This is a genomic window from Streptomyces sp. STR69, from assembly GCF_024519455.1.
Taxonomy (GTDB): Bacteria; Actinomycetota; Actinomycetes; order Streptomycetales; family Streptomycetaceae; genus Streptomyces.
In genome coordinates, this window is sequence record NZ_JALJRY010000043.1 from 1 (window position 1) to 26033 (window position 26033).

Genomic DNA, 26033 nt, shown 5'->3' on the forward strand with positions numbered 1-26033 from the left:
TCAGGTCCGCGCGGACCGCGACGACCAGATCTACGGCCTCCCCCACCAGCAGGTCGAGCAATTGTCAAGACTTGTGGATGTCAATCGCGCCAGGTGCCCGTTGAATCGCCCAGGTTCGAATGGAGACTCCGGACTGTCCCGAGTTGGGTGGAGTCGAGTTGCTTGGTTTCAGGCTACTGGTGGGGTACGGAGTTCGTACTGGTCACGTCCGCTGGAGTGGTGTATTGACGGCCACTCGGTGATCTCTTCTTTGAGACTAGCCTCGATCTTTCGTGACGGTCTGCCGACGGAGTCGGTAGGCCGTTTCGCGTTCCCTGGCTGCTTGTGGGGCAGGCCAGTAGCCCGAGTGTTGTGTCGGATGGACGCCGGGTTCCACTGCTCTGGACTGGAACGCTCTCTCGCAGGGGCAGGTGGATGCGCTGTTCAGCCCGGATTTGGCAGCAGCATGAGCCGTTGCAGAGCGGTGGTGACCTCAACTGTCCAGGGCCAGTGACATGCGAGGCGGAGGAGGAGGCGCCGGCCGGTGGTGACCAGCTGGGCGGCTGCGGAGAACAGGCGGAACCGCAGACGCCGCGGTTCCCAGAGCCTCGCCTGTCCGGTCAGGGCGAGCATGGGCATCCAGGCCAGCAGGTCGAGCGCGAGCTGGACGATCTCCATCCAGACCTGGTTCTGGGCGGTGTCGTGGAGGGGCAGGTTCCGAAGCCCGGTCGAACGCGCGGCCCGGATGCGGTCCTCGGCGCGGGCCCGCAGCCGGTGACGGAGCGCGAGTTCGGCGATCGGCCGGTCGGGAGTGTTGGTGGCGAAACAGGTGATCCGCATGCCGTCCGCGTCCGTGATTCTCAACTGGGCCCCGAGACTCCCTCCCTTGCGTGGACCGACGGGTGGAGGGTTGGGAGTGCTGGTGCAGCGGCTATCGATACCGCCAGGGCGGCGGGGGCAAAGTCTTCGCGCCCCCGTCGATGGCTGGGGCGACCGGCAGACCGGATCCCGTGCGTGAATCCCGGCGTCTTCGTTGCAATGCTCCCCCGCCCGGAAGCGGTGAAGGGTCTCACACACGCGCCTTGCGGGCATCGGGCCACTGGCCGCGGTCAGGCCGAGCCGCGCCGCCATTCCGCGCACATCTCGCGCGCTCTGGCCGTCCGGACGACGTGACACACTGGCGGCTCGGGCAGCGGTGGACGGGGGTTGATCCGGTTGGGTCTGGAGATCGAGAGCCGACCGTCGGAGCTGCCGTACATCGAGCGGGTATGGCGCAGTCGCAGCATCGAGGTCGGCCGGATGACGTCGATCGCGGCGTCGCACTGGGAGCTTGTCTTCTGGGAGCACGACGGCAAGGTGCAGGCGGCCGTGCTGGGCCCCGAGCCCAGGGCCTGTCCGGCTCCCGTTCCCAAGGACGCCACGTTCTTCGGTATCAGCTTCGCTCTCGGCACCTCGATGCCTCACGTGCCGGTCGGCCCGCTCGTGGGTGGCAGCGCGGAGATCCCCGACGTGACGCGGCGCTCGGTGTGGCTGAAGGGTTCCGCCTGGCACGTGCCCGATTACGACAATGCGGAGGCGTTCGTGCGGCGCATGGTGCGCGAAGGCATCGTGGACTGCGACCCGATCGTGCCCGCGGTGCTCGGCGGCACGACCCCCGATGTCTCCGAGCGGACCCTCCAGCGGCGTTTCGTCGCGGCGACGGGCCTCACCCAGGGTGCCATCCGGCAGATCCACCGCGCCCGCGAGGCGGCGGTTCTGATCCAGGAGGGGGTGCCGGCGCAGGACGTGGTGCATGGGCTGGGCTATTTCGACCAGCCGCACCTGGCGCGGTCCTTGACCCGGTTCATCGGCCGGACAGCCACTCAGCTGAGTGCTCCGGACAGGACGGAGCCGCTGTCGCTTCTGTACAAGCCCTCTTCCCCTGTGCCCGCATAGCCTTCCTGACGTAACCGACGGTGTCGGTCCGCCCCGGCCGCAGCGCTGTTCGGCCGGGACCGGGCAGAGGACCCCGAACTCATCACGGAGGAATCATGCGCAAGGTTGTTTCGGGTCTTTTCGTCTCGCTCGATGGTGTCGCCCAGTCGCCGAACGAGTGGCAGTTCGCTTTCGACGAGGAGATGGGCGCGGCGCTGGGAAAGACGCTGGAGACGGCCGACACGATTCTGCTGGGCCGAACGACCTTCACCGAGTGGGCCGGGTACTGGCCGACGGTGACCAGCGGCGAGGACTCCGGCTTCGCCAAGTGGATCAATGACTCGCCCAAGTACGTCGTCTCCTCCACACTGGACAGCGTGGAGGACTGGGCGAACAGCACGCTCATCAAGGGTGATCTGGCGGCCGCGATCGAGGAGCTCAAAGCGGGCGAGGGCAAGGACATCACCGTCGCGGGCAGCCCGACGCTGGTGCGTTCGTTGCTGGAGCAGGACCTGCTGGACGAACTGGTACTTCTGATCCACCCGGTGGTGGCCGGCGAGGGCCGCAAGAAGCTGTTCGCCGACGACGCGCCCCTGAAGAAGTTGCAGCTGGAGAGCGCCCTGCCGACCAGCAGCGGAGTGATCATCGCGACCTACCGTCCGACTCGCTGAGCGCTGCTCGGCGCGGGCGGGAGCCTACGAAACGCCCCGGCAGCAGGAAACAGCAGACCGAAACCCGGTGCGACAGGCTTTGGCCTGTCCTGATCCACTTCTGCCGATCGACCTGCCTGTACTGCCCATTGCCGCCGCCCGCCCGACAGCCCTGCGCGCCTCCGAGCGCGAACGACTGAAGAAGACGGCCTACGGCAACAAGTCCGAGTACCGGCTGCGATGCGTGCGCATGCGGTATCGCACGCGGCCAGGGGGCGCTACGACGCGCGGATCGCCCGTGAGGCGGGACTGCATCTGGACCCGGTCCGCTGCCGGCGCGGCCGAATCGCCGGTCACGGTCTGGCCGGTCTGGCCGACCCCGAGCGGCCAGGGCGGCCGCCCTCGTTCACCGCGTTGCAGGTGACCCAGGTCAAGGCCCTGGCCTGCCGGCTGCCCGCCGAGAGCGGTGTGCCAGCGGCGCGCTGATCACGCCCGGAACCGGCCCGCGAGGTCGCCGCCCGGGCGATCGCCGATTCGGTCTCCGCCGTCACCGTGCGCCGCCGGCCGGCCGACCATGCCCTCAACCCGCCCGGGAAGGGACCATCTTGGCGAAGGTCGCTCGTCGCAACCCTCACGGTCGTCTTCCCGACGGCGCACATCACACTGACGATCCTGCCGCATCGGTCAGCGCGGCACGCGCCAGCCCGCGCAGCCAGGTGTGGGCGTGGTCGGTGTCGTAGCGCTGATGCCACGACAGGTACACCGCTGCCGACGGCAGTTCGAGCGGCAGGGGGAGCACGACCAGGCCGAGGCCCTCGACCGCGGAGCGTGTGGTGGCTTCGGGGGCCGTGACCAGGAGATCAGAGCCGCGCACGAACTCCAACGCGGCCGCTTCCGTGGGAGCCGCCGCCACCACACTGCGGGTGAGAGCCAGTCGCGCGAGAGCGTCGTCGACGGCGTTGCCGAGGTTTCCACGTCGCGAGACGGCGATGTGCTCGGCGGCGGCGTACCGCTCGGCGGTGACGGCCGGGACGCGGGTGAGGGGGTGCCCCCGCCTCGCGACAACGACGAGGCGGGTCTCGCCCACGCGCTCGGCACGGATGTCCTGTGCGCTCGGGCGGTTGGCGTTCGCCTCCAGGTCGACCTCACCGCGCCGCAACTCGGGAGTGTCGATGCTCGATTCGGCGACGAAGCGCAGTCGCACACCCGGCGCCTGCCTCCGAACGGCCGCCAGCAGTGCGGGCCCGCTGAGAGCGACGAGGGAATCGTGCCAGCGGAGTGTGAAGGTGCGCTCCAGCGTCGCGAGGTCGAGTTCACGGCTCGGTGCCAGCACCCCCCGAACCTGCTGGAGCAGAGCGTGCACCTGCTCCCGCACGGCGATCGCGTACGGCGTCGGTGTCATCGTGCGCCCTGTGCGCACCAGGATCTGATCCCCGGTCGTGCGCCGGATCCGGCCCAGACTCCGGCTCATCGCGGGGGCCGTGACGTGCAGGCGCGCGGCTGCCCCGGCCACGCTGCCCTCCTCCAGCAGCGCGTCGAACGCGGCGAGCAGGTTCAAGTCCAATTGCATGAGAGTAATCCTAGCTGTGCTTGACATGCAGTTGAAGTTAACGACGGGGCTGCATACCTTCGAGACAAGAGAGCGCGACGGAACGCGCGGCTTGGCCCGACCCACCTCATCCCCCTGTTCAGACGGGAGCACCACCATGTCCGAAACGCTGCAGACCACTGATGTCGTCGCCTCCGACGCCGACCTGCTCGCACAGACCACGATGGCCGTACGTGCGGCGGGTTCGGCGCTGCGGGAGCGGTTCGGCGACGTGGTCCGCTACCGGACCCGCGAAGAGCTGATGCGGGCGCTCGCCGTCAACGACGACACTGTCCTCGATGTCCTGCGCCCCCGCCTCACACTCCTGCGCCCGCAGGCTCGCTGGGTGGAGGACGAGCTCGCGGGCGGTGCGCTGCCGGCCGGTGAATGGTGGGTCGTGGATCCGGCCGAAGGCAATGTCAACCACCTGCACGCCCTGCCCGATTGGGCCGTCACCGCCACTCTCGTGCGCGACCACCAGCCGGTCCTCACCGTTGTCCACCTGCCCCTGACCGGCGAGACCTACACCGCGCTCGCCGGCGCCGGCGCTCACCTCGACGACCGGCCCCTGCATGTCTCCGACACCGCCGAACTCGGTCTGGCCATCGTGGCCACAAGCCAGGCCAGGCCGGACGAGGACGAGAAGGTCGTACGGCGCGTCGGCTCCTCGATCACCGAGATGCTCCTCGACGCGCTCGTGGTACGGACCTCGGTGCCCGCCACCCTGCACCTGCTGAACGTGGCCGCCGGCCGCATCGACGCCTTCTGGCAGTTCGCCGGAGCCCGCGCGGACCTGCTTCCCGGAGCGCTGCTCGTCACCGAGGCCGGCGGACGGATCTCCGACGTCGAGGGCCGGCCCTGGACGCCGGAGAGCGAGACCTTCCTGGCAGCCGCGCCCGGCGTGCACGCCGAGGCCGCCGCCACGCTCTCACGCTGATCGCACAACCCGTCCCGCACGCACGGAAAGGACCAGATCATCATGACCACGATCGCAGTTCTCGGAAACGGCCGCGTCGGCGGCAGCCTGGCCACGGCCCTCACCCGGGCCGGGCACGAGGTGAATGTGGCGGACCGCTCGCCCGCGACGCCCAGGCTGTGGAGCGGGTCGTCGTTCAGGCGTCGCTGCTGGTCGACGTCTGAGACGTCGTCGGCAAAGGCTCCGACGGGGTCTGGGCCGATGAAGAAGTGATCAGTGCGGAGCTGCTGGTGTCACGGTCCGTGAGGCCCGCGAGGAGGGCGAGGGCGAGGCCTGCTGCGGCGAGCGTCGCGCCGACCAGGGCCGGTGAGGCCCAGCCCCAGCCTGCGGAGATGGCCAGGCCGCCGAGCCAGGCTCCGCCGGCGTTGGCCAGGTTGAAGGCGGAGTGGTTGGAAGCCGCGGCCATCGTCGGGGCGTTCTTCGCCTTGGCCATGAGCAGCATCTGCACCGGGGTGGTGACCAGGGCGCCCATCGCGCCCATGAACACGAGGGTCACCAGGGCGGGGACGGTGCTGTGCGCGGTGAAGTAGAACGCCACGAGTGTCGAGCCGAGCAGGAGGAGGCCCCCGTACAACGTCGGGCGCAGGGCCCGGTCGCTGAGCGGACCCGCGATGAGGGTGCCCAGCGTCATTCCGATGCCGTAGAGGGCGAGGACCCAGGTGGTGGAGGAGTCGGCGAGGCCGGTCACGTGGGTCAGGATCGGCACCAGATAGCTGTAGACGGCGAAGAAGCCGCCGAATCCCACGACGGCGGTGGCCAGACCGAGAGCGACCTGCCGGTTGGCCATCGCCCGCAGTTCGTACCGGATGCCGGACTGGTTGCCGCGGGACTGATGGGGGACGAAGGCGGCCAGCGCTGCCAGCGCGAGTAGGCCGATGACGGCGACGGCACAGTAGGCGTACCGCCAACCGAGGTGCTGGCCGAGAGCGGTCCCGGCCGGGACGCCGACGATGTTGGCGACGGTGAGTCCGAGGAACATCCGCGACACGGCCCGCCCGGCCCGTTCGGGGGCGACCAGTCGAGAGGCCACGACGGCACCCACGCCGAACAGCGCTCCATGGGGCAGCCCCGCCAGGAACCGTGCGGCGAACAGGAGGCCGAAGTTCGGAGCGAGAGCGGAGGCGACGTTGCCGATCACGAACAGCGCGGACAGCAGGAGCAGGAGCCGTTTGTGGGCGATGCGCGCGCCGATGCCGGTCAGGAGGGGCGCCCCGACGACGACACCGAGCGCGTAGGCGGAGACGAGGTTGCCGGCGTGCGGCACGGACACGCCGACGCCGTCGGCGATCTGGGGCAGCAGCCCCATGGTGGCGAACTCGGTCGTACCGATACCGAACGCGACGAGAGCGAGGGCCAGCAGGGCCAGTGGCATGGGGCGCGAGTACCTTTCACGGGCTGCGGTCCGCGTGCGGATGCGGGGAGGGAGGAAGGCAGGACCGTAATGCGTCCGGTTCGCCCTGTTTCTGTAACCTGTCGCCTCGGCCGCCGTTGCCCGATGCGCCCCTGCGGGCAGGAAGAGTCTACGAGTGCTCCGGGCGCCGCTCGCCCAGCCGTGAGGTCAAGCCGAGCCGGAGCATCCCCGCCCCGTCGGCAGACCGATGCTCAGGCGCCGACGCTACCGCCGCTCCGCTCGATCGGGATCCACAGCTGGGAGTGGGTCTCTTCGCCGATCTCCACCGGCTGCGTCCGCAGGAGTTCCGGACCTGGCCGGCTCGTGTACGGATTCGAGGGGAACCACTGCGTGAACACATCCCGCCACAGTGCCTGGAGCGCGTTCGGATAGGGCCCGTCGTTGTCGAACACCGCCCAGGTACCGGCCGGCACGTCGAGGACGTCGAGTTCCTCGATGCCCGACTCCGGGCCGGTGGCCACGCCGATCCAGTAGTCCGCCTCGGCCCCCTCCTCCCGACTGTCGGTCAGATACACCGCTGCCGACATGATCCCCTCCGGTTCCCGGTCGGCCAGCTCCTTCATCCGTACGATCGCCCGCTCGTCCAGGCTCTCCAGGTGCGCCGCGGCGGCCGCGTTGGCCCCCTCGTGCACCAGCGGGACCCGCGCCTTCCTGCCGACGATCCGGAACGGCTCCTTCTCCACGATCCGGTAGCGCATCGTCGTACTCCCCTCGACGACGACGCGGAAGGACATGCGCGGCTGTGCCGTGAGCAGTGCGCCCGTGCGCCGGGCCTCGCCCGGACCGATGCCGTGCACCGACCGGAACGCCCGGGCGAACGCCTCACCCGAGCCGTAGCCGTACCGCACCGCGACATCGAGCAGCGTGCGTTCCCCGGCCAGCACCTCGGCCGCGGCAAGGGTCATCCTCCGGCGCCGTACGTAAACCGGGAGCGGCATCCCGGCGAGGGCGGAGAACAACCGCCGGAAGTGGTACTCCGACACCGCGGCGATCCGGGCCGCCCCGGCCACGTCGACCTCCCGGTCGAGGCAGGCCTCCAGGTGGTCCAGCGCCTGATTCAGCCGCTCCAGCACGTGTGTCCGTCCCTCTTCCTCAAGTCTCCCCCGCCTCCTTGAGTCTCCCTCGCAGGACAGCGCACTGGGCTGTGGCAGCTCCTTCGGCCGACCGGATCGTCTTCAGGTGTAGGTGATCTCTTCGCGCGCTGCCCGACAGAAGGCGTACGGGAACTGTCGGGCGGGTGGCCTCGGTGTTGCCTGAGGCTGGCGCACATGACTGATATCAAGGGGCTGTGCGAGCCGCGGTTCGCCGCAGTCGAGGCGGCCCTGGCGGCGTCGCTCGGCAAGGACGATGTGGGCGCCTCGGTCGCCGTCCACCTCGACGGCGAGCCGGTGGTCGACTTGTGGGGCGGGTACGCCGACGCGGACCGCACCGTCGGCTGGGAGCTCGACACCCTCACGGGCGTGAACTCGACGACCAAGAACATGACCGCCTTGTGCGCGCTGATCCTGGCCGACCAGGGCCGGCTCGATCTGTCCGCGCCGGTCGCCGCCTACTGGCCCGAATTCGCCGCGGCGGGCAAGGAGCGTCTGCTGGTACGCCATGTGCTGTCCCATACCGCGGGGCTGCCGGACCTGTCCGGGCCGACGACGGTCGAGGACCTCTACGACTGGCAGAGCGTGACGGCAGGGCTGGCCGCCCAGGCCCCCGAGTGGGAACCGGGAACGGCCGCCGGTTACCACGGGCTCACCTTCGGGTTCCTGATCGGTGAGATCGTCCGCCGCATCACCGGCCGCTCCCTCGGCGATTTCTTCGCCGAGGAAGTGGCGAAACCGCTGGGCGCGGACTTCCACATCGGGCTCTCCGCCGCCGACGACCGCCGCGTCGCACCGCTCATCCCGCCGCCGTCACGGACCGACGAGTACACCGCCGACGCACCGTCCGGACCGGACGGCACACGTCGGGAGTACGACGGTGTCGCGGTCCGGGTCAGGGATGCCAACTCCGTGGCCTGGCGCCGTGCGCAGATCCCCGCGGTGAACGGCTTCGGCAACGCCCGGTCCGTCGCCCTCGTCCAGTCGGTACTGGCGAACCGGGGTTCCGCCGGGGGCGTGCGGCTGCTGTCCCCCGAGGGCTGCGAGCCCGCGTGGCAGGAGGTGTTCCGCGGCGAGGACCGGATACTGCGGACCTCGATGTCCTGGACCGTGGGCTTCGGCAAGTTCGGCAACATGTTCGGTTGGGGCGGGTGGGGCGGCTCCCTCGTCGCGAGCGACCCTGAGGCACGTATGACGGTGGCCTACGTGATGAACCAGATGCTCGACCGGGAGCAGCAGGAGGACAGCCGCGGCATGGAGATCATCATGGCCGCCTACAGCGGACTGCGGTGACCATCCGCGGGAGGGGCCCTCCCGCGGGCCGGTGTCGCCTCGGCGTTCCGCCTGCCGGCCAGGGCGGGCCAGGCCTACGCCCTGGTCTTCCGGCTCGATCTCCCTGGGGACCTGGTGCGAAGCGACCGGCGAGTCGCCGATCCAGCCGAAGGTGAAGACCCGGATCGTCACGGACGCGAGGAGCATCATCCGCGTCCGCCTCCGGCGGCAACTCATGCCCCCGGGGCCGGAATTGGTCTAGACGAATCTTTCCCGGATCTCTTGACGCAGGCCAACGCGGACGGCCACGCTTCGTACCGCAGGCAGATGTAAGGAAAGTTTCCGATTAACTTCACGACTCGCCGTTCGACGGACTTCCCCTGCCTCACCCCGCCCTGATCACGTCGCACGGCTCCTCCCCACCCACACCTCTCCACCGTGCGACGGGCGTGCAGGGCACCGCAATCCGCGTACCGGCGCGACGCCGTGCGCGGCCTCGCCCCACGGAGGAGCAACCTCATGAGACGTGCGTCGCTGCGCGCCGCATTGACTGCCACCCTGATGGTCGGCGGCCTGGCCACGACCACCGCCCCGGCCGCCCACGCGGCCGACAACACCGGCCTCATCGCCTCCTTCGGCATCACCTCCACCTGGGGTGCCGGATTCGAGGGCGGCTACACGGTCACCAACAAGTCCACCCACACGGTCAGTTCATGGACCATCACCTTCACCCTGCCCTCCACCGAGGCCGTCACCAGTTCATGGAACGGCACGGTCACCCACACCGGGACGCAGTACACCATCACCTCCCCCACCTGGGAGGCCCCACTCGCCCCCGGTGACTCCGCACCCGTCGTCGGCATGGACTTCAGCTACACCGGCTCGGTCGTCCAACCGAGCGCCTGTCTGATCAACAACGGCCCCTGCGCCGGCGTCCCCGCCGACACAGTCGCACCCTCGACCCCCACCGGCCTCGCCGTCCGGGCCACCGGCCCCGGCAGCGTCACGCTGGGCTGGAACGCCTCCACCGACAACGTCGGCGTGGTCGGCTACCGGATCTACGAGGGCAGCGACGTCATCGCCACCACCTCCGGCACCGGCACCACCTTCACAGTGATCGGCCTGCTCCCCAGCAGCAGTCACAGCTTCTCGGTGACCGCGCTCGACGACTCCAACAACCAGTCGGCGCACTCCGCAACGCTCACCGCGACCGCGGGCAGCGGCACCACCCCCGGCGTGGCCGCCCCCTTCGTCGACCTCGGGGCCTACCCGACGCCCAACCTCACGCAGATCGCCACGAACACCGGACTGCGGCAGTTCTCGCTCGGCTTCATCACCGCCGGGTCGACCGGCTGCAGCGCCAGCTGGTTCAACTCCTTCGACCCGGGCGCGGCCTGGGACCGGGCGGACTTCGACTCCCTGCGCGCGATGGGCGGTGACGTACGGCCGTCCTTCGGTGGCGCGTCGGGCACCGAACTGGCCCTCGCCTGCACCAGCGCGACCGCGCTCCAGGCGCAGTACCAGAAGGTCGTGGACGCCTACGCCCTGGACCGCGTGGACTTCGACATCGAGGGCGCCGCAGCGGTCGACCACGCCTCGATCGACCGGCGCTCGACGGCCGTGGCCGCCGTGCAGGCCGCACAGCGCGCCAAGGGCCGCGACCTCAAGGTCACCCTCACGCTCCCCGTCCTGCCCAGCGGCCTCACCGCCGACGGCGTCTACATCCTCAACTCCGCCAAGTCGCACAACCTGAACGTCGACACCGTCAACCTGATGGCCATGGACTACGGCGACAGCGCCGCACCCAGCCCGTCCGGGAAGATGGGCACGTACGCCGTCCAGGCCGCCACCTCGACCCGCGCCCAGATCGCCTCGGTGTGGCCGAACCTCACCACCGCCCAGACCTGGGCCATGGTCGGCCTCACCCCGATGCTCGGCCAGAACGACACCGCCAGCGAGGTGTTCACCGCCGCCGACGCACAGCAGGTGCTCACCTTCGCCCGCCAGAACCACTTGGGCGAGCTGGGCTTCTGGGACGTCACCCGCGACGGGAACGCCTGCACCGGTGCCCTGAGCCGGTGCACGAACATCCCGCAGACCCCGTACCAGTTCTCCAAACTGTTCGCGACCTACGCGGGCTGAGCCCCCGAGGTCCCCTGCACCCCGTGGGCGTGCCGCTCGGCACGCCCACGGTGGGACTCGGCATCGCACTGACCTGAACGGCCTCAGTCGAGCGACTCGCCGTCCCGCGCCTTGCCGCCACCCCGAACCCGTACGCCGCCGACCTCCCGCCGCAGCCTCCCGGCCCCCGTACTGTCCACGGAACGCGTCCGGTCCGATCGCTTCCAGCAGCGGCACCAGAAGCTCCCGGGAGCCCTCCGCCCCGGGCATTGCCATGTGGATCTGCCGCCGGTCCACGCCCCGGAGCGTGGACCTGTAGTCCGCCTCTTGCTCAACGAAGGCGCCCGCGTCGAGCGCCTTGTCGTCGTGCGAACCGAAGTACCGCACTCCCTGGTTGGTGAAAGGACTACGGCCTCCGAGCCGGCCGACGACGATGTCCCGGGACGCGGGTGCCGCGAACCGCAGATGTGACTGTTGCGAGCGCTGGCTCGGACCGCTGAAGAGACGCTCAGTACACGGTCCATCCGATGCTCTGAGCGCCGTCTTCACCATCCACCGGGCCGCTGTGCGCCGCACTCCGCTGCCCCCGGGGGTCGCCCGGGTCGGGTCAGCGGAGCGTGCGGGTGAACTGGTACGCGCTCTGCGACGTGCCGCTGCAGGTGTCGGACAGCTGACCATTGGTGGCGCAGGCCTTGTCCCGGCCCAGCGACCAGAAGGACAGTTCCTGGATGCCCTTGCTCGCGGCAAAGCCGGCGAGCGTGGTGGCGTTGGCGGTGGTGAACACCTCGGCTGTGGTGTCGTTCACGCCGATCATGGGGGTGTTCCCCTCCATGGCCCACAGCTGCGCGGAACTCTTGGTCGTCCAGATCCGGCCCAGTTGGTCGTGCAGGGCGGTCGCCGCGCCGGTGGCCGCCTTGCCCATGTCCATGGCCGGGCCGTAGTCCATGGTCATGATGTTGACCAGATTGACCGTCAGGGCGTTGCTCTTGGCGTTGTTCAGCAGGTTGATGGAGTTCTGCTCCAGACCGGTCGGGTCGACCGGGAGGGTGTACTGGACGTCAAGTCGGCGCCCCGCTGTCGCGTACTCGCTCTGCAACTGTGCCAGGGCCTTGTTGCGCCGGTCGTTTGCAGCCGTGTTGTTGAGGGTCGAGCCCTCGATGTCGAGGTCGACGCGGGTGAGGTTGAGGCTGTCGATGACCCGCTTGTACTGCGCCTTGAGGGACGACACCGAGGTACAGGCGACGCCCAGTTCGGTGCCGGAGGCGCCACCGAAGGAGGCGATGACGTCGCCGCCGGCCGCCCTCGTGGAGTTGATGGCGGCGGTCCAGGAGGAGTCGGTGATGGACGTGTCGCCGTTGAACGTCGCGTTGCAGCCGCTTCCGGCGATGACGAAGGCGAGGGTGAAGTACTTCTGGCCGGTGGCATTGCGTGCGTTGGCGAGGGCGGACGGGGAGTTCCAGGTCTCGGCGTACGGTGCCGAGTACCGGGCGGGGAAGCCGGGCCCGGGGTTCGCCGCTGTCGGGGCGGCGGACGCCGAGGGGGCGAGGACCGCTGCCACCGCCACACCGGCGGTCACGGCAACGGCCAGTGTGTAGCTGCTCTTTCGACGCATGAGTCCTCCAAGACGCAGCGCACCCGGTGCGCCGGTGGGGGGTAGAGGAAACCACGCCTGTTCATGTTGATGAACACCTTCCGTTCATGTGAACAGGCTGAAGCCATTAAGGCCTAGACCAATACGCCCGTCAACCCCTGCGGCACCAACTGGCGGACGCTACGCCCTTGTGCCGACGGCCAGTTGGAGAAGTCAGTGCGTCGCGGAAGCGGAAGAGGAGAGGACATACCGCGGCCCCGAGGCGATCGAAGCACTCGGGGCCGCGTCTGCGCGTTGCGGGAATGGAGGGCGGTCGCCTACGCGGCGATGTGCTCTGCGGGGCTTCAGCCGGACGATCGTCCCCGCAGGCAATAGGTGAGGCCCGGGGACACTGTCCCCTCCACTCCCACGATCCTTCCAACCACACCGCCCCACCGCGCATTCCCGGCCGACAGGACAGGACACGGTCGGCGACGGCGCGGCGCGAGGCCCCGCCGAAGCGGGCGTAAGGAGAGGCCCTCCTCAGTGGCAGGACAACCCTGGCACTGCCGTCGCCCTAGCCCTCACCCTCGAAGGTCCGGATGGGCGTCCAGGCTGGGTCGGGCACGCTTGCGGTCAGGCACCGGTCCCGTTCTTCGGGCACGGCTTCCATTCCTCGACCAGGATCCCGAGGAGCACCTCGTCGACGAACTCCCCCATCACCCAGGCCGCCGAACGCGGCACCCCCTCGCAAACGATGCCGTTGCGCTCGGCGGAGCACAGCATCGCGTCGTTGTCCGACAGCGTCTCCATCCGCAGCCGGTGGGGGCCACGGAAGACAAAGCCGTAGTGGCACAGCACCGCGCTGCCGATCAGAGTGCCGGAGTGCAAGTCCCCCACAGAGAAGGGTGCATGCCCCCGCCCCTTGTCGTCCACCGCGAACTGCGAGTCCTGGGAGCCGGGCGTGACCGGCCACCACGGCCGACCACCGGCCCGCTCCTGGGTGACCACGCCGCCGTAGAGCTCCGAGTCGCCGACGAGCGGTTCAGGGCGCGATGAAGTCCGTCTGGACGATGTCGCCCAAGGGGCGCGCAGGTGCCATTGGGGATGAGCTCGGAGTCGTGGACGGTGAGGTCGAAGTCGGCGCAGCACGGGGCCGGAGCGACCGAATCGGACGGAGGAACAGCCCTCGTACGCCCCCGCCTCTTCACGAACGCCTGCGATCCATCCGCCCGTCGGTTCGCGGCACCCGAGCACAGCGCCCACCGGTGGGTGGACGCGGACCGAATCGACCGGAGCGCGGACTCCTACCGGTCGCGAACTCTCCCGGGTTTCGTAGGCGGGAGTGAGCAACGTTTGTCGATCGCGTCCCATGAAGTGGTGTAGCCGGGCAGGGTCCCGGATCCGTGAACGTTCTCGTCCACCCAACTGGGGCTGGCACTCGTTCCTCATGGAGAAACCGCCATCGTGGTCTTTGCTGGTCAGCGGGGCTTGTGTGATGTTCGGGTGGGGTGCTCGTGCTGATCGGGAGCGTGATCGTTGACGCGTGATCGTCCGTCACCGCTGGACTTCGGTGGTCGCCAGGACGAGCAGGGCCCGCAGGAGGGTGGTCGCATACCGGGCGTTCATGCGGAGCTTGGTCAGGATCTGCCAGGTCTTGAGGTTGGCGAAGCCGTTTTCGTTCGCGGCGCGTTCGCGACTGACCAGGCGGTTCGCCTCCTTCTCGGTGGCGGTGAGGCGGTGGTTGCGGGTTGCTTTGCGGCCGGTGATGATCACTGGGTCGTCGTCGGGCTTGTCGTCCAGACCGACGAAGCCGAGGTCGGCCAGTGCCCCGAGCCCAGCCTCCCGCAGATGCCGAGTGATCTTGTTGTGGCGAGAGGCGGTGATCTCGCTGGAGCCGCCGGGCCTGGCCGCGGATATCCAGATCAGGTTGCCCTTCTCATCGGTAAGTGCGAGAAACAGCAGGCCATGAGCCTTGTTCTTGCCGCTGTAGTTCTTCCGGTTGTCTCTCCCGGTGCGGCGTCGGGTGCGGATGAGGGTGCCGTCCAACAGAACCACTACCCCGCCCAAGCGGGCGATCTTCTTCAGCGCGCGGTCCAGGCGTGGGGAGCGGGCGGCGAGGAGTTCGATCACTTCCTGGACCCAGCGGCGGATGGTGGAGGCGGACACGTCGTTGCCGCCGGCCATATCGGAAAGGCGCTGGTCATGGCGGAGCATGGCGAGCACGATGATCGCCTGGGTGCCCGGGCCGGCCTTGCGCCAGCGGGAGCGCATCTGGTGACGACGGCGACGTATGAGACCGGCGACGAGGTCGATGGTCCGTTTCGACAGCGGGAGGCGGACCTGGTAGACAACGTCGTGAGAGCCCTCGGCGGACTGGTTTGTCTTCACACACTCACCAACTCCCGCCGGGGGCCCTCGTGTTACGGCGGGAATCGGCCGCTCCGCTGCAGTCTTCGCCGCTCAGCGCGGCAGGTAGCGGCCGGATCCGGTCCGGGCCAGCCAGCCCCGGTCGGAGAGTTTGCGTAGCTGACCGCGGACCGGCTCGACCTTGCCCGGTGTGATCTCACGGCCCAGGGCGATCGCGACGTCCCTGGCCATCACCGGTTCGTTCGCGCCGGCCACGATCGCCATGATCCGCTGATACTCCGGCGTAAGGACCTCCGCCTCCATACCCTCCGTCCGGTCCGGCACCAGCCGCATCCCACCCGCACCCGGCCCGACCACCACCTTCTCCGGCTCCGGCTCCGGCTCCGGCTCCACAATGCGCGACGGCTGCCGGCCGCCGTCGGTCGCCTCGGCCCACTGTCCGAACACCACCTCGGCGGCCTCCAGCCGGGCCACCTCGGCATCGATCCCGGCCAGCTCCTTGCGCAGCAGTTCGGCACGTTCCGCCAGCTCAACCCGTCGCTCGACCGTCCAGGTCAGCACGTCCGTCATGAACATCCCTCCCGCCGCAGAACCTAGCGGCAGCCCAAGTCCCCCGTACGAGAAGGCCAGAGGCCACCCGTGACGGATGATCACGTGCTACCGATCTCCACCTCAACCAGCACGAGCGCCCCTACGAGACATCACACCAGCCCCGCTGACCAGCAAAGACCACGATGGCGGTCTCTCACTGGGCGCCGTCCCAGTAGAAGTACTGCCATCCGCTCTTGAGGTTGCCCGGGGGACGACTCCAGACCAGGATGCACAACTGGGCGAGGGGGATGCCGGAGGAGGACAGCCCGTAGGACTTGGCGTAGCCTCCTCTGCTGCCGTGGGAGACCTCCGCGTAGGTGTACAGGCACTTGGAGGAATCGGTGTTGGCCCACACCTCGTCGGACTGGTACACGACGTGCGCCTGGGTGATGCGGGCCCGGGCAGCGTAGGCGGAGATTTCGGCGCGCTGGTCCGCACCGGTACTGGCCGCGGACCGTGTCAGTTCAAGTTCGTTGTCAATGAGGTTATCCACCCCTGCGGTCATGCGCCGTTGCTCGGTGTCTTCGTGGTCGTACAACTGCTGCTTGTACGCGCCGAGTTCCGGTGCAGTGGTGTGCCAGGAGGGGCGGTGCACGCGCAGGGAATGAACGTGCAGGTCATCGCCCGGTCCGACGGCACACCGCTCTGGTTCTCCCGCGCGACACCCGGCTGCACCAGGGACCGGGCCACACGAGGGGAACGCCCGTTCCCTGACCGTGCCTGATGGCAAGGGAGATGCGTTTCCTGCGGGAGATTCCCGGTCAGTTTCCAGGGTTCAGGCGGGCTGTCGCCTGACACTCACGGGGAGTGGTGCCGTAGGTCAGGCGGAAGACGCGGCTGAAGTGGGAGGGGCTGGCGAAGCCCCATCGATGGGCCACCGCCGACACACTCGGCGCGTGGGGCGTCACCCGTGCCAGTTCCCCGTGGCAGCGCTCCAGGCGCTGCTGCTGGATCCACCGGCACACGGTGATGCCCTCCGACTCGAAGAGCTTGTGCAGGTACCTGACGGAGACGTGGTGGGCAGCGGCGATTCCTGCGGGATCCAGATCCGGATCGGCCAAGTGCCACTGCACGTGGTCCTTGATGCGGGCCAGCAAGGCATGGCCGGCCACGGGCGCTTGCGGGCGTTGTTCCCGCTCCTGGATCACGCAGGCCAGCAGATCGCAGGTGATCATGGCGAGTCTGCGGCCCTGAGCCGGGGTGAGCGACTCCGCCGCCCTGGTCAGACGCTTCAGATGCCCGGCGAGAAAAGCGGAGGAGGCCCCGTCCCGGCCGAAGGCCGTGGCGGTCACCGCGCGCAGATCAACGTCGGTCACACCCAGTACGGATCTCGGAAAGTGGAACGAGGTGAAACTGAACGCCTGCCGCAGCGTCTTGCTGAAGGGCCGCCTGGAATCGGAGAGCGAGAACTGCCCGGGCTGCACCACCGTGTCGCGCCCGTCCTGCGAACGCTCGGCGATCCCCCGATGCAGGAGGGTCAGCGTCAAATACTCCTTGCCGTCCCTCGCGATCATCCGCGGCTTGCGGGTGACCGTCTGCGGCCCGGCCGCGACCGTCGAGATCTGCATGAAGCCCAGCCGGCTGCTGCTGATCGTCGCCGCCGAAGGAGCTTCTTCGTGGAGGGTCACGTCCAGAGGGACGAAGGTTCTCGATACGGCGTCATGCCAGAAATCAGCTCGATCCGACGAGGACAGGTCAGAAGTCGAAAGGATCAACGGCACGGCAACTCCTTAACGAGGTCGTAGGGCCGCGCAGCGGCCACGGGCGTTACGGAGCCGCTGCGCAGCAAGCCGCGTACGGCACCTCTGCCGCAGAAAGGAGCAACTTGAGGGCGTCGGGCCACCTGATCGATCACATCGCAGCCGCGCAGGAATGACCAGGAAGAAATACAGGAAGAACTCCTCGCCATGCCAACGCGGCGTCGCCCGCGCAGGGGTGGATCGACCCGATCACGCGTGGCTCGTGCATCCGCGGCGGGAGGGGCGCTCCGGTCCGGTGGTGGTGCTGAGTTGCTCCTGGACTCGAGGGGGCTTTCCACTCCGGTCGGCGGAGGAGGCCACGCCGTTGAGGCCGTCAAAGTGCCGGCCGCCCACGCGCAGACCTTGGCCCAGGCAATCACGATCGTCCGGACGAAGGCGTACGTGATCCTGGGCGGCACCCTCCTGCCCATCGAACGGGTCACCACCGACACCCCCGTACCACTCCGGGAAATACAAGCGCCACGGCATGAACGTCCAGGTCATCACGGATCCGTTCGGCCGACTGCTGTGGGCTTCCGCGGCCCTGCCCGGTTCCACCCACGATTGACCGCCGCGCGCGAACACGGCATCGTCGACGCCCTGCGTGCCGTGAGCAGAGTGACCATCAGGCGTTTTCACGACCGCAACTGAGCTGATCTGCAGCCCAGTTGCCAGAGGCCGGTGCCGCCATCGCAGATGAACTGACAGCCGAGAGATCGGCAGATGCCGTTCAGCGGCAGGCGTTACTCACTCGCAGGGGAGCGAGTCAACGAGCTTCTGCGCGGCCTTCAGGTCATTGCTGTCTGCTGTGTCGCCGAGGGCGAGGAGCTGGCGGAAACAGGAGCGGGCCTCGGCGTTTTCTCCTAGTTCGATCAGGGCCTGGCCAAGATCCAGGAGCAAGCTGCCCTCTACGTCGGGCACGCCGATGCGCTGCGTCTGGAGCAGGCCGCTGCGAAAGTGGTCGGCTGCCTCGCGCCACCGCCCCAGAGCGGCGTAGTCGCGACCGAGGCCGCTGATCGTCTTGGCACGGCACCTGTCGGCGACGTGCCCGCGCACCGGGCAGTCGGGTGCATCCAGGAAGGCGATTATGCGCTCGTGCAGGGCCAGGGCTTCCTCGGCACGGCCGAGTTCGCGCGGGAAGACCCGGTGGAAGGTCATGGCTGTCAGCCAGGCCTCGTGGTCGCCGGCGGCTTCGAACAGGTCGACGGCGGCGCCAACCTTGTCGAAACCCATCTGGCTCTCACCGAGGTAATAGTGGGCCAGTGCCGCATAGTTCAGTGCCCAGGCCTGCTGGGAGGCGTCCTGGGCGCGGCGGGCGCACTCGAGGGCTTCGTCAGCTCGTTCGAGGGCCTCGCCGTAGCGCTGCCCGCAGTCGGCCAGGGTCCAGGAGTAGTGGTTGAGGTGGACGGCCTGCAGGTACGGGTCGTCGAGGGCGGCGGCGGCCTCGCTGGACAGGCGGAAGACCTCGGGCCAGTGCCCCCAGAGGGCCCACAGGCCGACGAGCCATTCCATGGCAGCGGCGGTCTCCACCACCCGGGTGTGCTCGCCCCGAGCGGCCGCGCTGCGCAGTGCGGCGAACCAGGCGGGGGCTTCGCTCTCGAGCCAGGCCCGGGCCCGCTCCGGGCTCTCCAGCGAGACCAGGCCCTGCCAGGACGGGGGCGGTGCGCCGTCCACCCAGCGGCCGGCGACGGTGGCGGTGTCCAGCAGCCAGGCACGCAGCCGGTCCTCGGCCGCTTCCTGCTCGCCGGGCTCCTCCTCGCGCAACAGGCGGGCGCGCGCGAACAGCCGCAGCAGATCGTGCAGCTGATACCGGCCAGTGAAGGATGCCTGCAGCAGCCCGGCCTCCACCAGATCCTCCAGCACGTCCTCGGCCTCGAAGACGTCGGTGGCGGTCAGGGCGGCGCCGTAGGCAGCGGTCATGTCCGGCCCCGGGACCAGGCTCAGCAGCCGCAGCATCCGGGCGGCCTGGGGAGCCAGCTGGCGGTAGGAGAGCTCGAACGCCGCCTCCACCCGCACGTCACCTGCGGCCAGGGCGCCCAGCCGGCGTTCCTCGTCGGTCAGGCGGCGTACCAGGTGCTCCACGCTCCACGCCGACCGGACCGTCAACCAGTTCCCCGCCACCCGCAAGGCCAACGGCAGACGTCCGCACAGCTCAGCCACCCGCGCCACGGCCTCGATTTCTGCCCCGGCCCGTTCCTTGCCCAGGATTCGGCTCAGCAGCTCGACGGCTTCAGCCTGCGCCATCTCCGACAGCGCCAGGCGGTCCACGTCCGCGAGCCCGGTCAACGGCCGCCGACTGGTGACCAGCACCAGACTCCGCCCGCCCGGGGGCAGCAGCATACGGACCTGCTCCTCGTTGCGGGCGTTGTCCAACACCACCAGGCACCGGCGCTCACCCAACACAGCCCGCAGCAACCCCGCACGACCCTGCGCATCCTCCTGCACCAGCCGGCGGTCCGAAACCCCCAGGGCCTTGAGCAGCTTCAGCAGTGCCTCACCCGGGTCCACAGGGCCTTCCACTCCGTACAGGTCCACCACGAAACACCCGCCAGGGAACTCCCCTGCCAGGTCCGCCGCCGCCTTCAGCGCCAGCGTCGTCTTCCCACACCCCGGAGGACCCGAGACGACCGACACCGACCCCCCCACGCCGGTACGTGACCGGTCCGCAGCCTCCCGCAACCGCGCGAGCTCACGATCGCGCCCCGTGAAGTCCCCCACGGATCGCGGCGGCACGGCCGTCCCCGTCACCGCCACCGCACCCGTCGGACGCCCCGCCCGCGCAGCCGCCAACAGAGCCTCCCGCTGCGCATCCGCCAGTCCTAGTCCCTCCGCCAGCGCCACCACCGAACGCCGCTGCGGAACCCGGCTACGCCCCCGCTCCATATCGCCGATCGCCCGGCCACTCACACCCGACGCCTCGGCCAACTCCTCTATCGTCAAACGAGCCTGCTGCCGCAGATCACGCAGCACAACTCCGAACGGCCTCTCGCCGGGCACCATCCCTCCTCCTCCATCCCGACACGGTTGTGGACGGTCGGCCAGACACCGAACTCCCTCGGCATCTCCCGCCACTGCCCGCCCGTCTGAACCGCCAGATCACTGTCGAACTGTCAAACCGTCAACGGCCTCGTGGTGTTCCCCCGGAGGCGGCCAGGTGGGTGCCCCCGGTGAACCTGATCGAATCCCCCTGCGTGACCGTGACGTGGGCATGACGGAGGAGTCAGTCGACGGTCGCGGTGGCGAGGGTCTTGGGGGGCCGATGGCATTCCTTCACCCCAGGAGACAGGCGTGACCGGTTGTCCGTAGTTCTGTGGTCCCGCGCATACCGGCCCCGCACAGACCACCCTGGAGCGCCAGCACCAGATCCACGCCGTGCTCGATCAGGGCGTGGGTCTGCTCGAGTGCGCCCGCCGACTACAACTGGCACCGGACGCAAACGCTGGACCATGCGCTGGAAGGCCGCACTTCAAGCCTTCGACATGACCTTCGACGGCCGGCTCACCGCCGGACGCCGCTGAAGAAAACCGACCGAGTTCCACCGTTCGTTGCACAGACGCGCTGCCGGTCGCTCGCTCCGGGGGCTACGCGGAGGTGGTGCGCCGATCGTGCGTTGTGTCTTGGCGGGCGCGGTGGTTGGCGACGTTGATGCGGTTGCCGCACAGGCCGTGCGGTTCGGGAATCAGGGTGGCTTCCCGCTGCGTTCGGCTAACAGCCCCTCTTACACCCCTGCTTCGTCCAGTCGACCTCTCCCATGTCAGAGCTAGAGATCGATGCCGTCGTGTTCGACGTGCTCGGCACGCTCGTCGACGAACCCGCCGGTATCCGCGCCGGTACTCGTGAACTCCCCTCTCTGTCAAAGTGACTCAAGCCAGGCATAGTGGATGATTCATTGAGTCGAGGGCGGAGAAGGAGGAGTGCCCGTAGTGGCCAGCACCAACGACCACGGGCCCCGGATCCACAGGTGACACCCCGGTCGACCGGGCAGCGGCGGTACTCGGCGGAGTGCAAGACGAGGATCCTGACCGCGTACGAGACGCTCGACAAGCAGGGCAAGGGTGCTCTGCTTCGGCGGGAGGGCCTGTACTCGTCGCTGATCACGAACTGGCGCCAGCAGCGGGACAACGACGCGAAGGCGGCGCTCGCCGCTCCTGCGGGTCGGACGAAGGCGGATCCGAGAGACAGGGAGATCGCCCGGCTGGAAGCCCACGTCGCCCGGCTGGAGAACGAGTTGGGCAAGGCCCGCACCGTCGTTGAGGTGAAGGGAAAACTCTCCCCGCTGCTGGATCAACTCGCCACGGGCAGCGACGGGACGACGGGCGAGAAGCCGTGACCGCAGCGGGAGGGGTCTTCGAGGCCGCCCGCGCCAAGGCCCTGGAATCGCTGTCGTTGCTGGTGGGACGGGTGCAGGCGTGCGCCGCGCTCGGCCTGAGCCGGGCGACCTGGTATCGACACCACCGCAGGTCCCCGGCTCCGGCGCGGTCAAAGCGGGAGCGCAAGCAGCATCCGAGGGCCCTGACAGAGACGGAGGAGGCGAAGTTCCTGGCCGTGCTGCGCTCCGCCGAGTTCGTCGACATGGCACCTGCTCAGATCTGCGCGGTACTGCTGGACCGCAGCATCTACCTGTGCTCGGAGGCGACGATGTACCGGATCCTGCGCAGGCGCGGCGAGGTCCGCGAACGGCGCCGGCAGGCCACGCATCCGCCGAGCAAGAAGCCCGAACTGATCGCCACCGCACCCAACCGGGTGTGGTCGTGGGACATCACGAAGCTGAAGGGCCCGGTCAAGGGCAGCTACTTCTGCCTCTACACGATCATCGACATCTACAGCCGCTACACCGTTGGCTGGATGATCGCCGCATCCGAGAACAAGGAGCTGGCCGAGCAGTTCCTGTCCTCGACGATTGCCAAGTACCCGGTGGAGCAGGGCGAGTTGACGATCCACTCCGATCGCGGATCACCGATGATCGCCCACAACGTCGCGCAGATGCTGAACAACCCGGGCGTCACCAAGTCGCACTCGCGGCCCAAGACCTCCAACGACAATCCGTACTCGGAGAGTCAGTACAAGACGCTGAAGTACCGGCACGACTTTCCCGGGCGGTTCGGCTGCATCGAGGACGCCCGCGCCTGGTGCACCGGTTTCTTCGACTGGTACAACCTCGCCCACCGGCACTCCGGAATAGCCATGCATACCCCCTTCGACGTCCACTTCGGCCTCGCCTACCAGCTCCGCGAGATGCGCGCCGACGTCCTCACGAACGTCTACCGCCAGCACCCCGAACGATTCGTCCGCGGGGCATCCGAACCACCGAAACTCCCCGAAGCCGCCTGGGTCAACAAGCCCCCCGACCTCCGGCACAACGATCAAACGATCCCGGCACAGGGATAGACCGCACTACCTGCCTTGATCGCGTTGACAGGCTCCGGTCTCTCCCTCGACGAACTCGCCACGGAACTACGGCGGCTGACCGGCCTCGCCCGCCGCGGAACGCTCGCCGCAGAGCACCTCACCGGCGGCACGTTCACCCTGAACAACTACGGCGGTCTCCAGGTCGACGGCGCCACGCCGATCCTGAACCACCCGCAGGCGGCGATGATCGGGGTGGGCCGCATCACCGACCGCGCCTGGGTGAAAGACGGCCCCGTCGAAGTCCGCAAGGTCGTCAACATGTCCCTGACCTTCGACCACCGTTCGTGCGACGGCGGTACAGCGGCCGGATTTCTCCGCCACGTCGTCGACAGCCTCACGTCGCCGGGGCAACTGGGAGGTTGCCCCTGATCTCGGTGTTTGTCCGGGCGGCCTTGGTGATCCTCGAGGGTCCCGGCGCGCTTGACGGTCCTGCCGACGTCGTGGCGCTCGGCGCGGTTGCTGTTCTTCGAACCGGGTGGCCGGGGCGGGGCGGTTCCGCACTGGTCATCCGACCCGGATGCAGGGTGATGGGGACTCCGGCGGCTCACCCACCCACACATCATGGCGCTGCATGAAATTGCTCGTTTGATAGCTATAAATTACCCAAAGAAGCCATGTGCTTTCATGGAAGTGCGCACAGCGCGCACCGGCGCGCTTCAATCGGGCACATCGCTACAGGGGGCTATGAACATGGCGGCACCGCAGGTCAGGTGGAGCGCGCTGCTGGACATGCTGACACGCGACGGCCGGATCGAAGTGGAGGCGGCGGCCACCGCGTTGGGGGCCTCGGCCGCGACGATCCGGCGCGACCTGGACGAACTCGCCCGCCAGCAGATGGTCACCCGCACCCATGGCGGGGCGGTGATCAACGCGATCGCCTACGACCTCCCGCTCCGCTACAAGGCCGCACGCAACGCGCCCGAGAAGGAACGCATCGCGAACGCGGCGGCCGGCCTGGTCAAGGCCGGAGAGGTCGTGGGACTGAACGGCGGCACGACCACCACCGAGGTGGCCCGGGCGCTCGCCACCCGTGCCGACCTCAGTTCCGGTGGCACGGACACCGCGCTCACCGTTGTCACCAACGCTCTGAACATCGCCAACGAGCTGGTCGTACGGCGACACGTCAAGCTTGTCGTGACCGGCGGGGTGGCCCGCCCCGCGTCGTACGAGCTCATAGGGCCGCTGGCCACCGAACTGCTGATGGAGATCGCGCTGGACCATGTCTTCATCGGCGTGGACGCCATCGACGTCACCCACGGCGCGACCGCCCATCATGAGGGCGAGGCCAGCATCAACCGGGCGCTCGCCCAGCGAGCTCAGCAGGTCGTCGTGGTCGCCGACTCCTCCAAGCTCGCCCGGCGGGCCTTCGCCCGGATCTGTGCCGTGGAGGACATCGACGTCCTGGTGACGGACAGGGCCGCCACCGACGCGCTCACGGAGCCGTTCACCGCGGCCGGTGTGGACGTCATCCGGGCCTGACGCCACACGTCGTGGCCGGCTCACCCCCGGACCCCGCCGGCGGTCAGGCCACTGACGAGGTAGCGCTCCACGAAGACGAACAGGATCACCACCGGCACGATCGCGACGAGCGAGGTGGCGAAGAGGTATTGCCACTGCTCGTGGTACGAGGTGACGAAGCCGGGGATGGCCCGGGTCAGAGTCATCCGGTTGCTGGAGGAGGTGATGGTGAGCGCGACCACGTACTCGTTCCAGGCGCCGATGAACGTGTACACCAGGGCGGTCACCACACCGGGCATCGCGAGCGGCAGCGTGACCCGGACCAGCGCACCGAACCGCCCGGTACCGTCGAGATAGGCCGCTTCCTCCAGCTCCTTGGGGATGCTCGCGAAGTACGCGTTGAGAATCCAGATGCAGAACGGCAGGTTGAACGCCGCGTTCACCAGGATCAGCGCCTCGGCGGTGTCGGTCAGGTCGAGGCCGACCATCTCCCGATAGATGCCGACCAGCAGCGCGGTCGGCGCGAACATCTGGGTGACCAGCACCAGCACCAGGAACGCGCCGCGCCCGCGGAAACGGTGCCGGGCCGTGTAGTACGCGGCGGGCAGCCCCACGGCCAGGGTGAGCAGGGTCGCCGCCGCGGCGACGTACAGGGAGAACAGCAGCGCGTCGGTGACCGGCGGGTCCGTCAGCGACCAGACGTTCTTGAAGTTCGACCACTCCCACCGGGACGGCAGATAGGACGGCGGGGACTTCATCAGCTCCGGCGTCGGCTTGAGCGCCGTCAGCAGCATCTCGGCGTAGGGCGCGAGAAACGCCAGCGCCACCAGCCAGCCGACGGCGGTGAGCACCACTGTGCGCAGCCTCATCGGACGTCTCGGTGCCTTCGTTCTTCCCGCGGTTCGCGTTCTTTCCGGGACGGAGGTCCGGCTCACGTGGTGTCCTCCTGTCGGCGGACGACGCGCAGATACACCAGCACCACTGCCAGGATCAGCGCGAAGTTGACGACGGCCATGGCGGCCGACTCGCCCACCGCCTGGTTGTCGAAGGCGAGTTTGTAGAGGTAGGTGGTGGTCGTGTCGGTGTCGAAGCCGGGGCCGCCGCGCGTCATGGCCCAGATGATGGGGAAGGAGTTGAACACGTTGATCACGTTGATGATCGCGGCGACCAGCAACGAGGGCCGCAGCAGCGGCAGCGTGATGCCCAGGTAGGTGCGGACCGGGCCGGCGCCGTCCACCCGTGCCGCTTCGTACACCTCGGCGGGGATGCTCTGCACCCCCGCCAGCAGGACGAACGAGGTGAAGGGCAGCGAGACGAACACGGCCACGCCCATCATCGCGGCGAACGCCTGCCCGGGGTGGGCCAGCCAGTTGACGGGGGTGTCGAGGACGCCGAGGTCCATGAGTACCTCGTTGACCACGCCGTAGAAGTCGTTGAGCATCCACCGCCAGATCAGGGCTGTCATCAGGACGGACGCGGCCCACGGCACGATCAGTGCCCACCGCACCAGCCGCTGTCCGGGGAACCGGGTGTTCAGGAGTTGAGCGAGGCCGAGGGCGAGCAGGATCGTGACGACCACGACCCCCACGACCCAGATCAGGGTGCGCAGCAGCACGCCCGGCAGGTCGTCCTCCGCGAACAGGTCGGCGTAGTTGCGACCGCCCGCGAATCCGCGGGACAGGCCGGTGGAGCTGATGCGTGTCAGGGAGGTGCGGATCATCTCGACCACCGGCCAGACGACCATGGCGAGGATGAGTGCGGTCGCGGGGCCGAGCCACAGCAGTGGCTCCAGCGCACGCAGGCCGCGCCGGTGGCGGCGGCGTGGGGCCGGCTCCGGCGCTGCCGGGGCCGCTTGGCGGCCCTCGGCAGCGCTCACGGTGACGTCGTGGACCGT

At 68.8% G+C, this 26033-nt stretch carries 21 protein-coding genes and 6 pseudogenes; 14 read left to right on the plus strand and 13 right to left on the minus strand.

The genetic code is table 11. The annotated features are described in order from the left end of the window. Positions 1-423 precede the first annotated feature (423 nt). Positions 424-852 (minus strand): annotated as a pseudogene (locus OC490_RS45165) (transposase); the annotation flags it as partial. Positions 853-1194: 342 nt separating this feature from the next. Here OC490_RS45165 and OC490_RS45170 point away from each other — a divergent pair. The 3 genes from OC490_RS45170 to OC490_RS45180 all read left to right on the plus strand — a co-directional run bounded on the left by OC490_RS45170 (position 1195) and on the right by OC490_RS45180 (position 3029). Further along, entirely contained in the window at positions 1195-1914 is a 720-nt protein-coding gene (locus OC490_RS45170) for a helix-turn-helix domain-containing protein (protein ID WP_262063898.1), read from the plus strand. A gap of 95 nt (positions 1915-2009) precedes the next feature. Further along, positions 2010-2564, plus strand: a complete 555-nt coding sequence (locus tag OC490_RS45175; protein ID WP_262063899.1) for a dihydrofolate reductase family protein — start codon at positions 2010-2012, stop codon at positions 2562-2564. Positions 2565-2783: 219 nt separating this feature from the next. After that, positions 2784-3029, plus strand: a complete 246-nt coding sequence (locus OC490_RS45180; protein WP_262063900.1) for a helix-turn-helix domain-containing protein — start codon at positions 2784-2786, stop codon at positions 3027-3029. Positions 3030-3201: 172 nt separating this feature from the next. Here OC490_RS45180 and OC490_RS45185 read toward each other — a convergent pair whose 3' ends face one another. Then, complete coding sequence (locus tag OC490_RS45185; protein ID WP_262063901.1) at positions 3202-4113, minus strand: LysR family transcriptional regulator; 912 nt, start codon at positions 4111-4113, stop codon at positions 3202-3204. A gap of 136 nt (positions 4114-4249) precedes the next feature. Here OC490_RS45185 and OC490_RS45190 point away from each other — a divergent pair, with 136 nt between their 5' ends. Further along, positions 4250-5068, plus strand: a complete 819-nt coding sequence (locus OC490_RS45190) for an inositol monophosphatase family protein (protein WP_262063902.1) — start codon at positions 4250-4252, stop codon at positions 5066-5068. 42 nt (positions 5069-5110) lie between these two features. Continuing rightward, positions 5111-5212 (plus strand): annotated as a pseudogene (locus OC490_RS49680) (NAD(P)-binding domain-containing protein); the annotation flags it as partial. A 31-nt stretch (positions 5213-5243) separates the two neighbouring features. On the opposite strand, the gene OC490_RS45200 reads toward OC490_RS49680, so the two are convergent. Together OC490_RS45200 and OC490_RS45205 are read right to left on the minus strand one after the other, a co-directional pair. Next, positions 5244-6479 (minus strand): MFS transporter, encoded by a 1236-nt coding sequence (locus tag OC490_RS45200; protein WP_262063903.1) that lies wholly within the window; start codon positions 6477-6479, stop codon positions 5244-5246. 230 nt (positions 6480-6709) lie between these two features. Beyond that, positions 6710-7591, minus strand: a complete 882-nt coding sequence (locus OC490_RS45205; RefSeq protein ID WP_262063904.1) for an AraC family transcriptional regulator — start codon at positions 7589-7591, stop codon at positions 6710-6712. A gap of 195 nt (positions 7592-7786) precedes the next feature. On the opposite strand from OC490_RS45205, the gene OC490_RS45210 reads away from it, so the two are divergent. Both OC490_RS45210 and OC490_RS49455 read left to right on the plus strand, forming a co-directional pair. Next, positions 7787-8902, plus strand: coding sequence for a serine hydrolase domain-containing protein (locus tag OC490_RS45210; protein ID WP_262063905.1), 1116 nt, complete (start codon positions 7787-7789; stop codon positions 8900-8902). A gap of 498 nt (positions 8903-9400) precedes the next feature. Then, a complete protein-coding gene (locus tag OC490_RS49455) occupies positions 9401-11023 on the plus strand; it encodes a cellulose binding domain-containing protein (RefSeq protein ID WP_315986734.1) in 1623 nt (540 codons plus the stop codon). Between the two features lie 586 nt (positions 11024-11609). On the opposite strand, the gene OC490_RS45230 is transcribed toward OC490_RS49455, so the two are convergent. From OC490_RS45230 to OC490_RS45250, 5 genes and pseudogenes are all read right to left on the minus strand, one after another. After that, positions 11610-12614: a chitinase gene (locus tag OC490_RS45230; RefSeq protein WP_262063906.1), complete on the minus strand. Its 1005-nt coding sequence runs from the start codon at positions 12612-12614 to the stop codon at positions 11610-11612. Between the two features lie 594 nt (positions 12615-13208). Further along, positions 13209-13601, minus strand: a pseudogene (locus OC490_RS45235) (GNAT family N-acetyltransferase); the annotation flags it as partial. A gap of 528 nt (positions 13602-14129) precedes the next feature. Continuing rightward, positions 14130-14846: a transposase family protein gene (locus tag OC490_RS45240; protein ID WP_262063907.1), complete on the minus strand. Its 717-nt coding sequence runs from the start codon at positions 14844-14846 to the stop codon at positions 14130-14132. 189 nt (positions 14847-15035) lie between these two features. Continuing rightward, on the minus strand, positions 15036-15512 hold the full coding sequence (locus tag OC490_RS45245; RefSeq protein WP_262063908.1) for a hypothetical protein: 477 nt from the start codon (positions 15510-15512) through the stop codon (positions 15036-15038). A gap of 175 nt (positions 15513-15687) precedes the next feature. After that, positions 15688-16128, minus strand: a complete 441-nt coding sequence (locus tag OC490_RS45250) for a hypothetical protein (protein ID WP_262063909.1) — start codon at positions 16126-16128, stop codon at positions 15688-15690. Between the two features lie 6 nt (positions 16129-16134). Here OC490_RS45250 and OC490_RS45255 point away from each other — a divergent pair. Next, a pseudogene (locus OC490_RS45255) lies at positions 16135-16215 on the plus strand (IS5/IS1182 family transposase); the annotation flags it as partial. A 79-nt stretch (positions 16216-16294) separates the two neighbouring features. On the opposite strand, the gene OC490_RS45260 reads toward OC490_RS45255, so the two are convergent. After that, complete coding sequence (locus OC490_RS45260) at positions 16295-17254, minus strand: helix-turn-helix domain-containing protein (protein ID WP_262063910.1); 960 nt, start codon at positions 17252-17254, stop codon at positions 16295-16297. A 345-nt stretch (positions 17255-17599) separates the two neighbouring features. Between OC490_RS45260 and OC490_RS45265 the strand changes: the two are divergent. Next, a pseudogene (locus OC490_RS45265) lies at positions 17600-17875 on the plus strand (transposase family protein); the annotation flags it as partial. A 144-nt stretch (positions 17876-18019) separates the two neighbouring features. On the opposite strand, the gene OC490_RS45270 reads toward OC490_RS45265, so the two are convergent. After that, positions 18020-20272 carry a helix-turn-helix domain-containing protein gene (locus OC490_RS45270; RefSeq protein ID WP_262063911.1) on the minus strand — a complete coding sequence of 751 codons (2253 nt, stop codon included), beginning with the start codon at positions 20270-20272 and terminating at the stop codon, positions 18020-18022. A gap of 751 nt (positions 20273-21023) precedes the next feature. On the opposite strand from OC490_RS45270, the pseudogene OC490_RS45275 reads away from it, so the two are divergent. From OC490_RS45275 to OC490_RS45295, 5 genes and pseudogenes are all read left to right on the plus strand, one after another. Then, positions 21024-21116 (plus strand): annotated as a pseudogene (locus tag OC490_RS45275) (haloacid dehalogenase type II); the annotation flags it as partial. A 117-nt stretch (positions 21117-21233) separates the two neighbouring features. Further along, entirely contained in the window at positions 21234-21602 is a 369-nt protein-coding gene (locus OC490_RS45280) for a hypothetical protein (RefSeq protein ID WP_262063912.1), read from the plus strand. Next, a complete protein-coding gene (locus tag OC490_RS45285) occupies positions 21599-22660 on the plus strand; it encodes an IS3 family transposase (RefSeq protein ID WP_262063913.1) in 1062 nt (353 codons plus the stop codon). The genes OC490_RS45280 and OC490_RS45285 overlap by 4 nt, the downstream gene beginning before the upstream one ends. 15 nt (positions 22661-22675) lie before the next feature. Beyond that, entirely contained in the window at positions 22676-23050 is a 375-nt protein-coding gene (locus OC490_RS45290; RefSeq protein ID WP_315986735.1) for a 2-oxo acid dehydrogenase subunit E2, read from the plus strand. 321 nt (positions 23051-23371) lie between these two features. Then, positions 23372-24160 (plus strand): DeoR/GlpR family DNA-binding transcription regulator, encoded by a 789-nt coding sequence (locus OC490_RS45295; protein WP_262063914.1) that lies wholly within the window; start codon positions 23372-23374, stop codon positions 24158-24160. 20 nt (positions 24161-24180) lie between these two features. On the opposite strand, the gene OC490_RS45300 is transcribed toward OC490_RS45295, so the two are convergent. Together OC490_RS45300 and OC490_RS45305 are read right to left on the minus strand one after the other, a co-directional pair. Then, on the minus strand, positions 24181-25008 hold the full coding sequence (locus tag OC490_RS45300; RefSeq protein ID WP_262063915.1) for a carbohydrate ABC transporter permease: 828 nt from the start codon (positions 25006-25008) through the stop codon (positions 24181-24183). 62 nt (positions 25009-25070) lie between these two features. Beyond that, positions 25071-26015 carry a carbohydrate ABC transporter permease gene (locus OC490_RS45305; RefSeq protein ID WP_262063916.1) on the minus strand — a complete coding sequence of 315 codons (945 nt, stop codon included), beginning with the start codon at positions 26013-26015 and terminating at the stop codon, positions 25071-25073. Positions 26016-26033 lie beyond the last annotated feature (18 nt).

Coding starts and splice junctions, on each gene's coding strand:
- OC490_RS45300 (WP_262063915.1), bottom strand. CDS start 25,008: ATGAGGCTGCGCACAGTGGTGCTCACCGCCGTCGGCTGGCTGGTGGCG.
- OC490_RS45230 (WP_262063906.1), bottom strand. CDS start 12,614: ATGCGTCGAAAGAGCAGCTACACACTGGCCGTTGCCGTGACCGCCGGT.
- OC490_RS49455 (WP_315986734.1), top strand. CDS start 9,401: ATGAGACGTGCGTCGCTGCGCGCCGCATTGACTGCCACCCTGATGGTC.
- OC490_RS45190 (WP_262063902.1), top strand. CDS start 4,250: ATGTCCGAAACGCTGCAGACCACTGATGTCGTCGCCTCCGACGCCGAC.
- OC490_RS45210 (WP_262063905.1), top strand. CDS start 7,787: ATGACTGATATCAAGGGGCTGTGCGAGCCGCGGTTCGCCGCAGTCGAG.
- OC490_RS45240 (WP_262063907.1), bottom strand. CDS start 14,846: ATGCGCTCCCGCTGGCGCAAGGCCGGCCCGGGCACCCAGGCGATCATC.
- OC490_RS45175 (WP_262063899.1), top strand. CDS start 2,010: ATGCGCAAGGTTGTTTCGGGTCTTTTCGTCTCGCTCGATGGTGTCGCC.
- OC490_RS45200 (WP_262063903.1), bottom strand. CDS start 6,479: ATGCCACTGGCCCTGCTGGCCCTCGCTCTCGTCGCGTTCGGTATCGGT.
- OC490_RS45180 (WP_262063900.1), top strand. CDS start 2,784: ATGCGTGCGCATGCGGTATCGCACGCGGCCAGGGGGCGCTACGACGCG.
- OC490_RS45270 (WP_262063911.1), bottom strand. CDS start 20,272: ATGGTGCCCGGCGAGAGGCCGTTCGGAGTTGTGCTGCGTGATCTGCGG.
- OC490_RS45245 (WP_262063908.1), bottom strand. CDS start 15,512: ATGACGGACGTGCTGACCTGGACGGTCGAGCGACGGGTTGAGCTGGCG.
- OC490_RS45185 (WP_262063901.1), bottom strand. CDS start 4,113: ATGCAATTGGACTTGAACCTGCTCGCCGCGTTCGACGCGCTGCTGGAG.
- OC490_RS45295 (WP_262063914.1), top strand. CDS start 23,372: ATGGCGGCACCGCAGGTCAGGTGGAGCGCGCTGCTGGACATGCTGACA.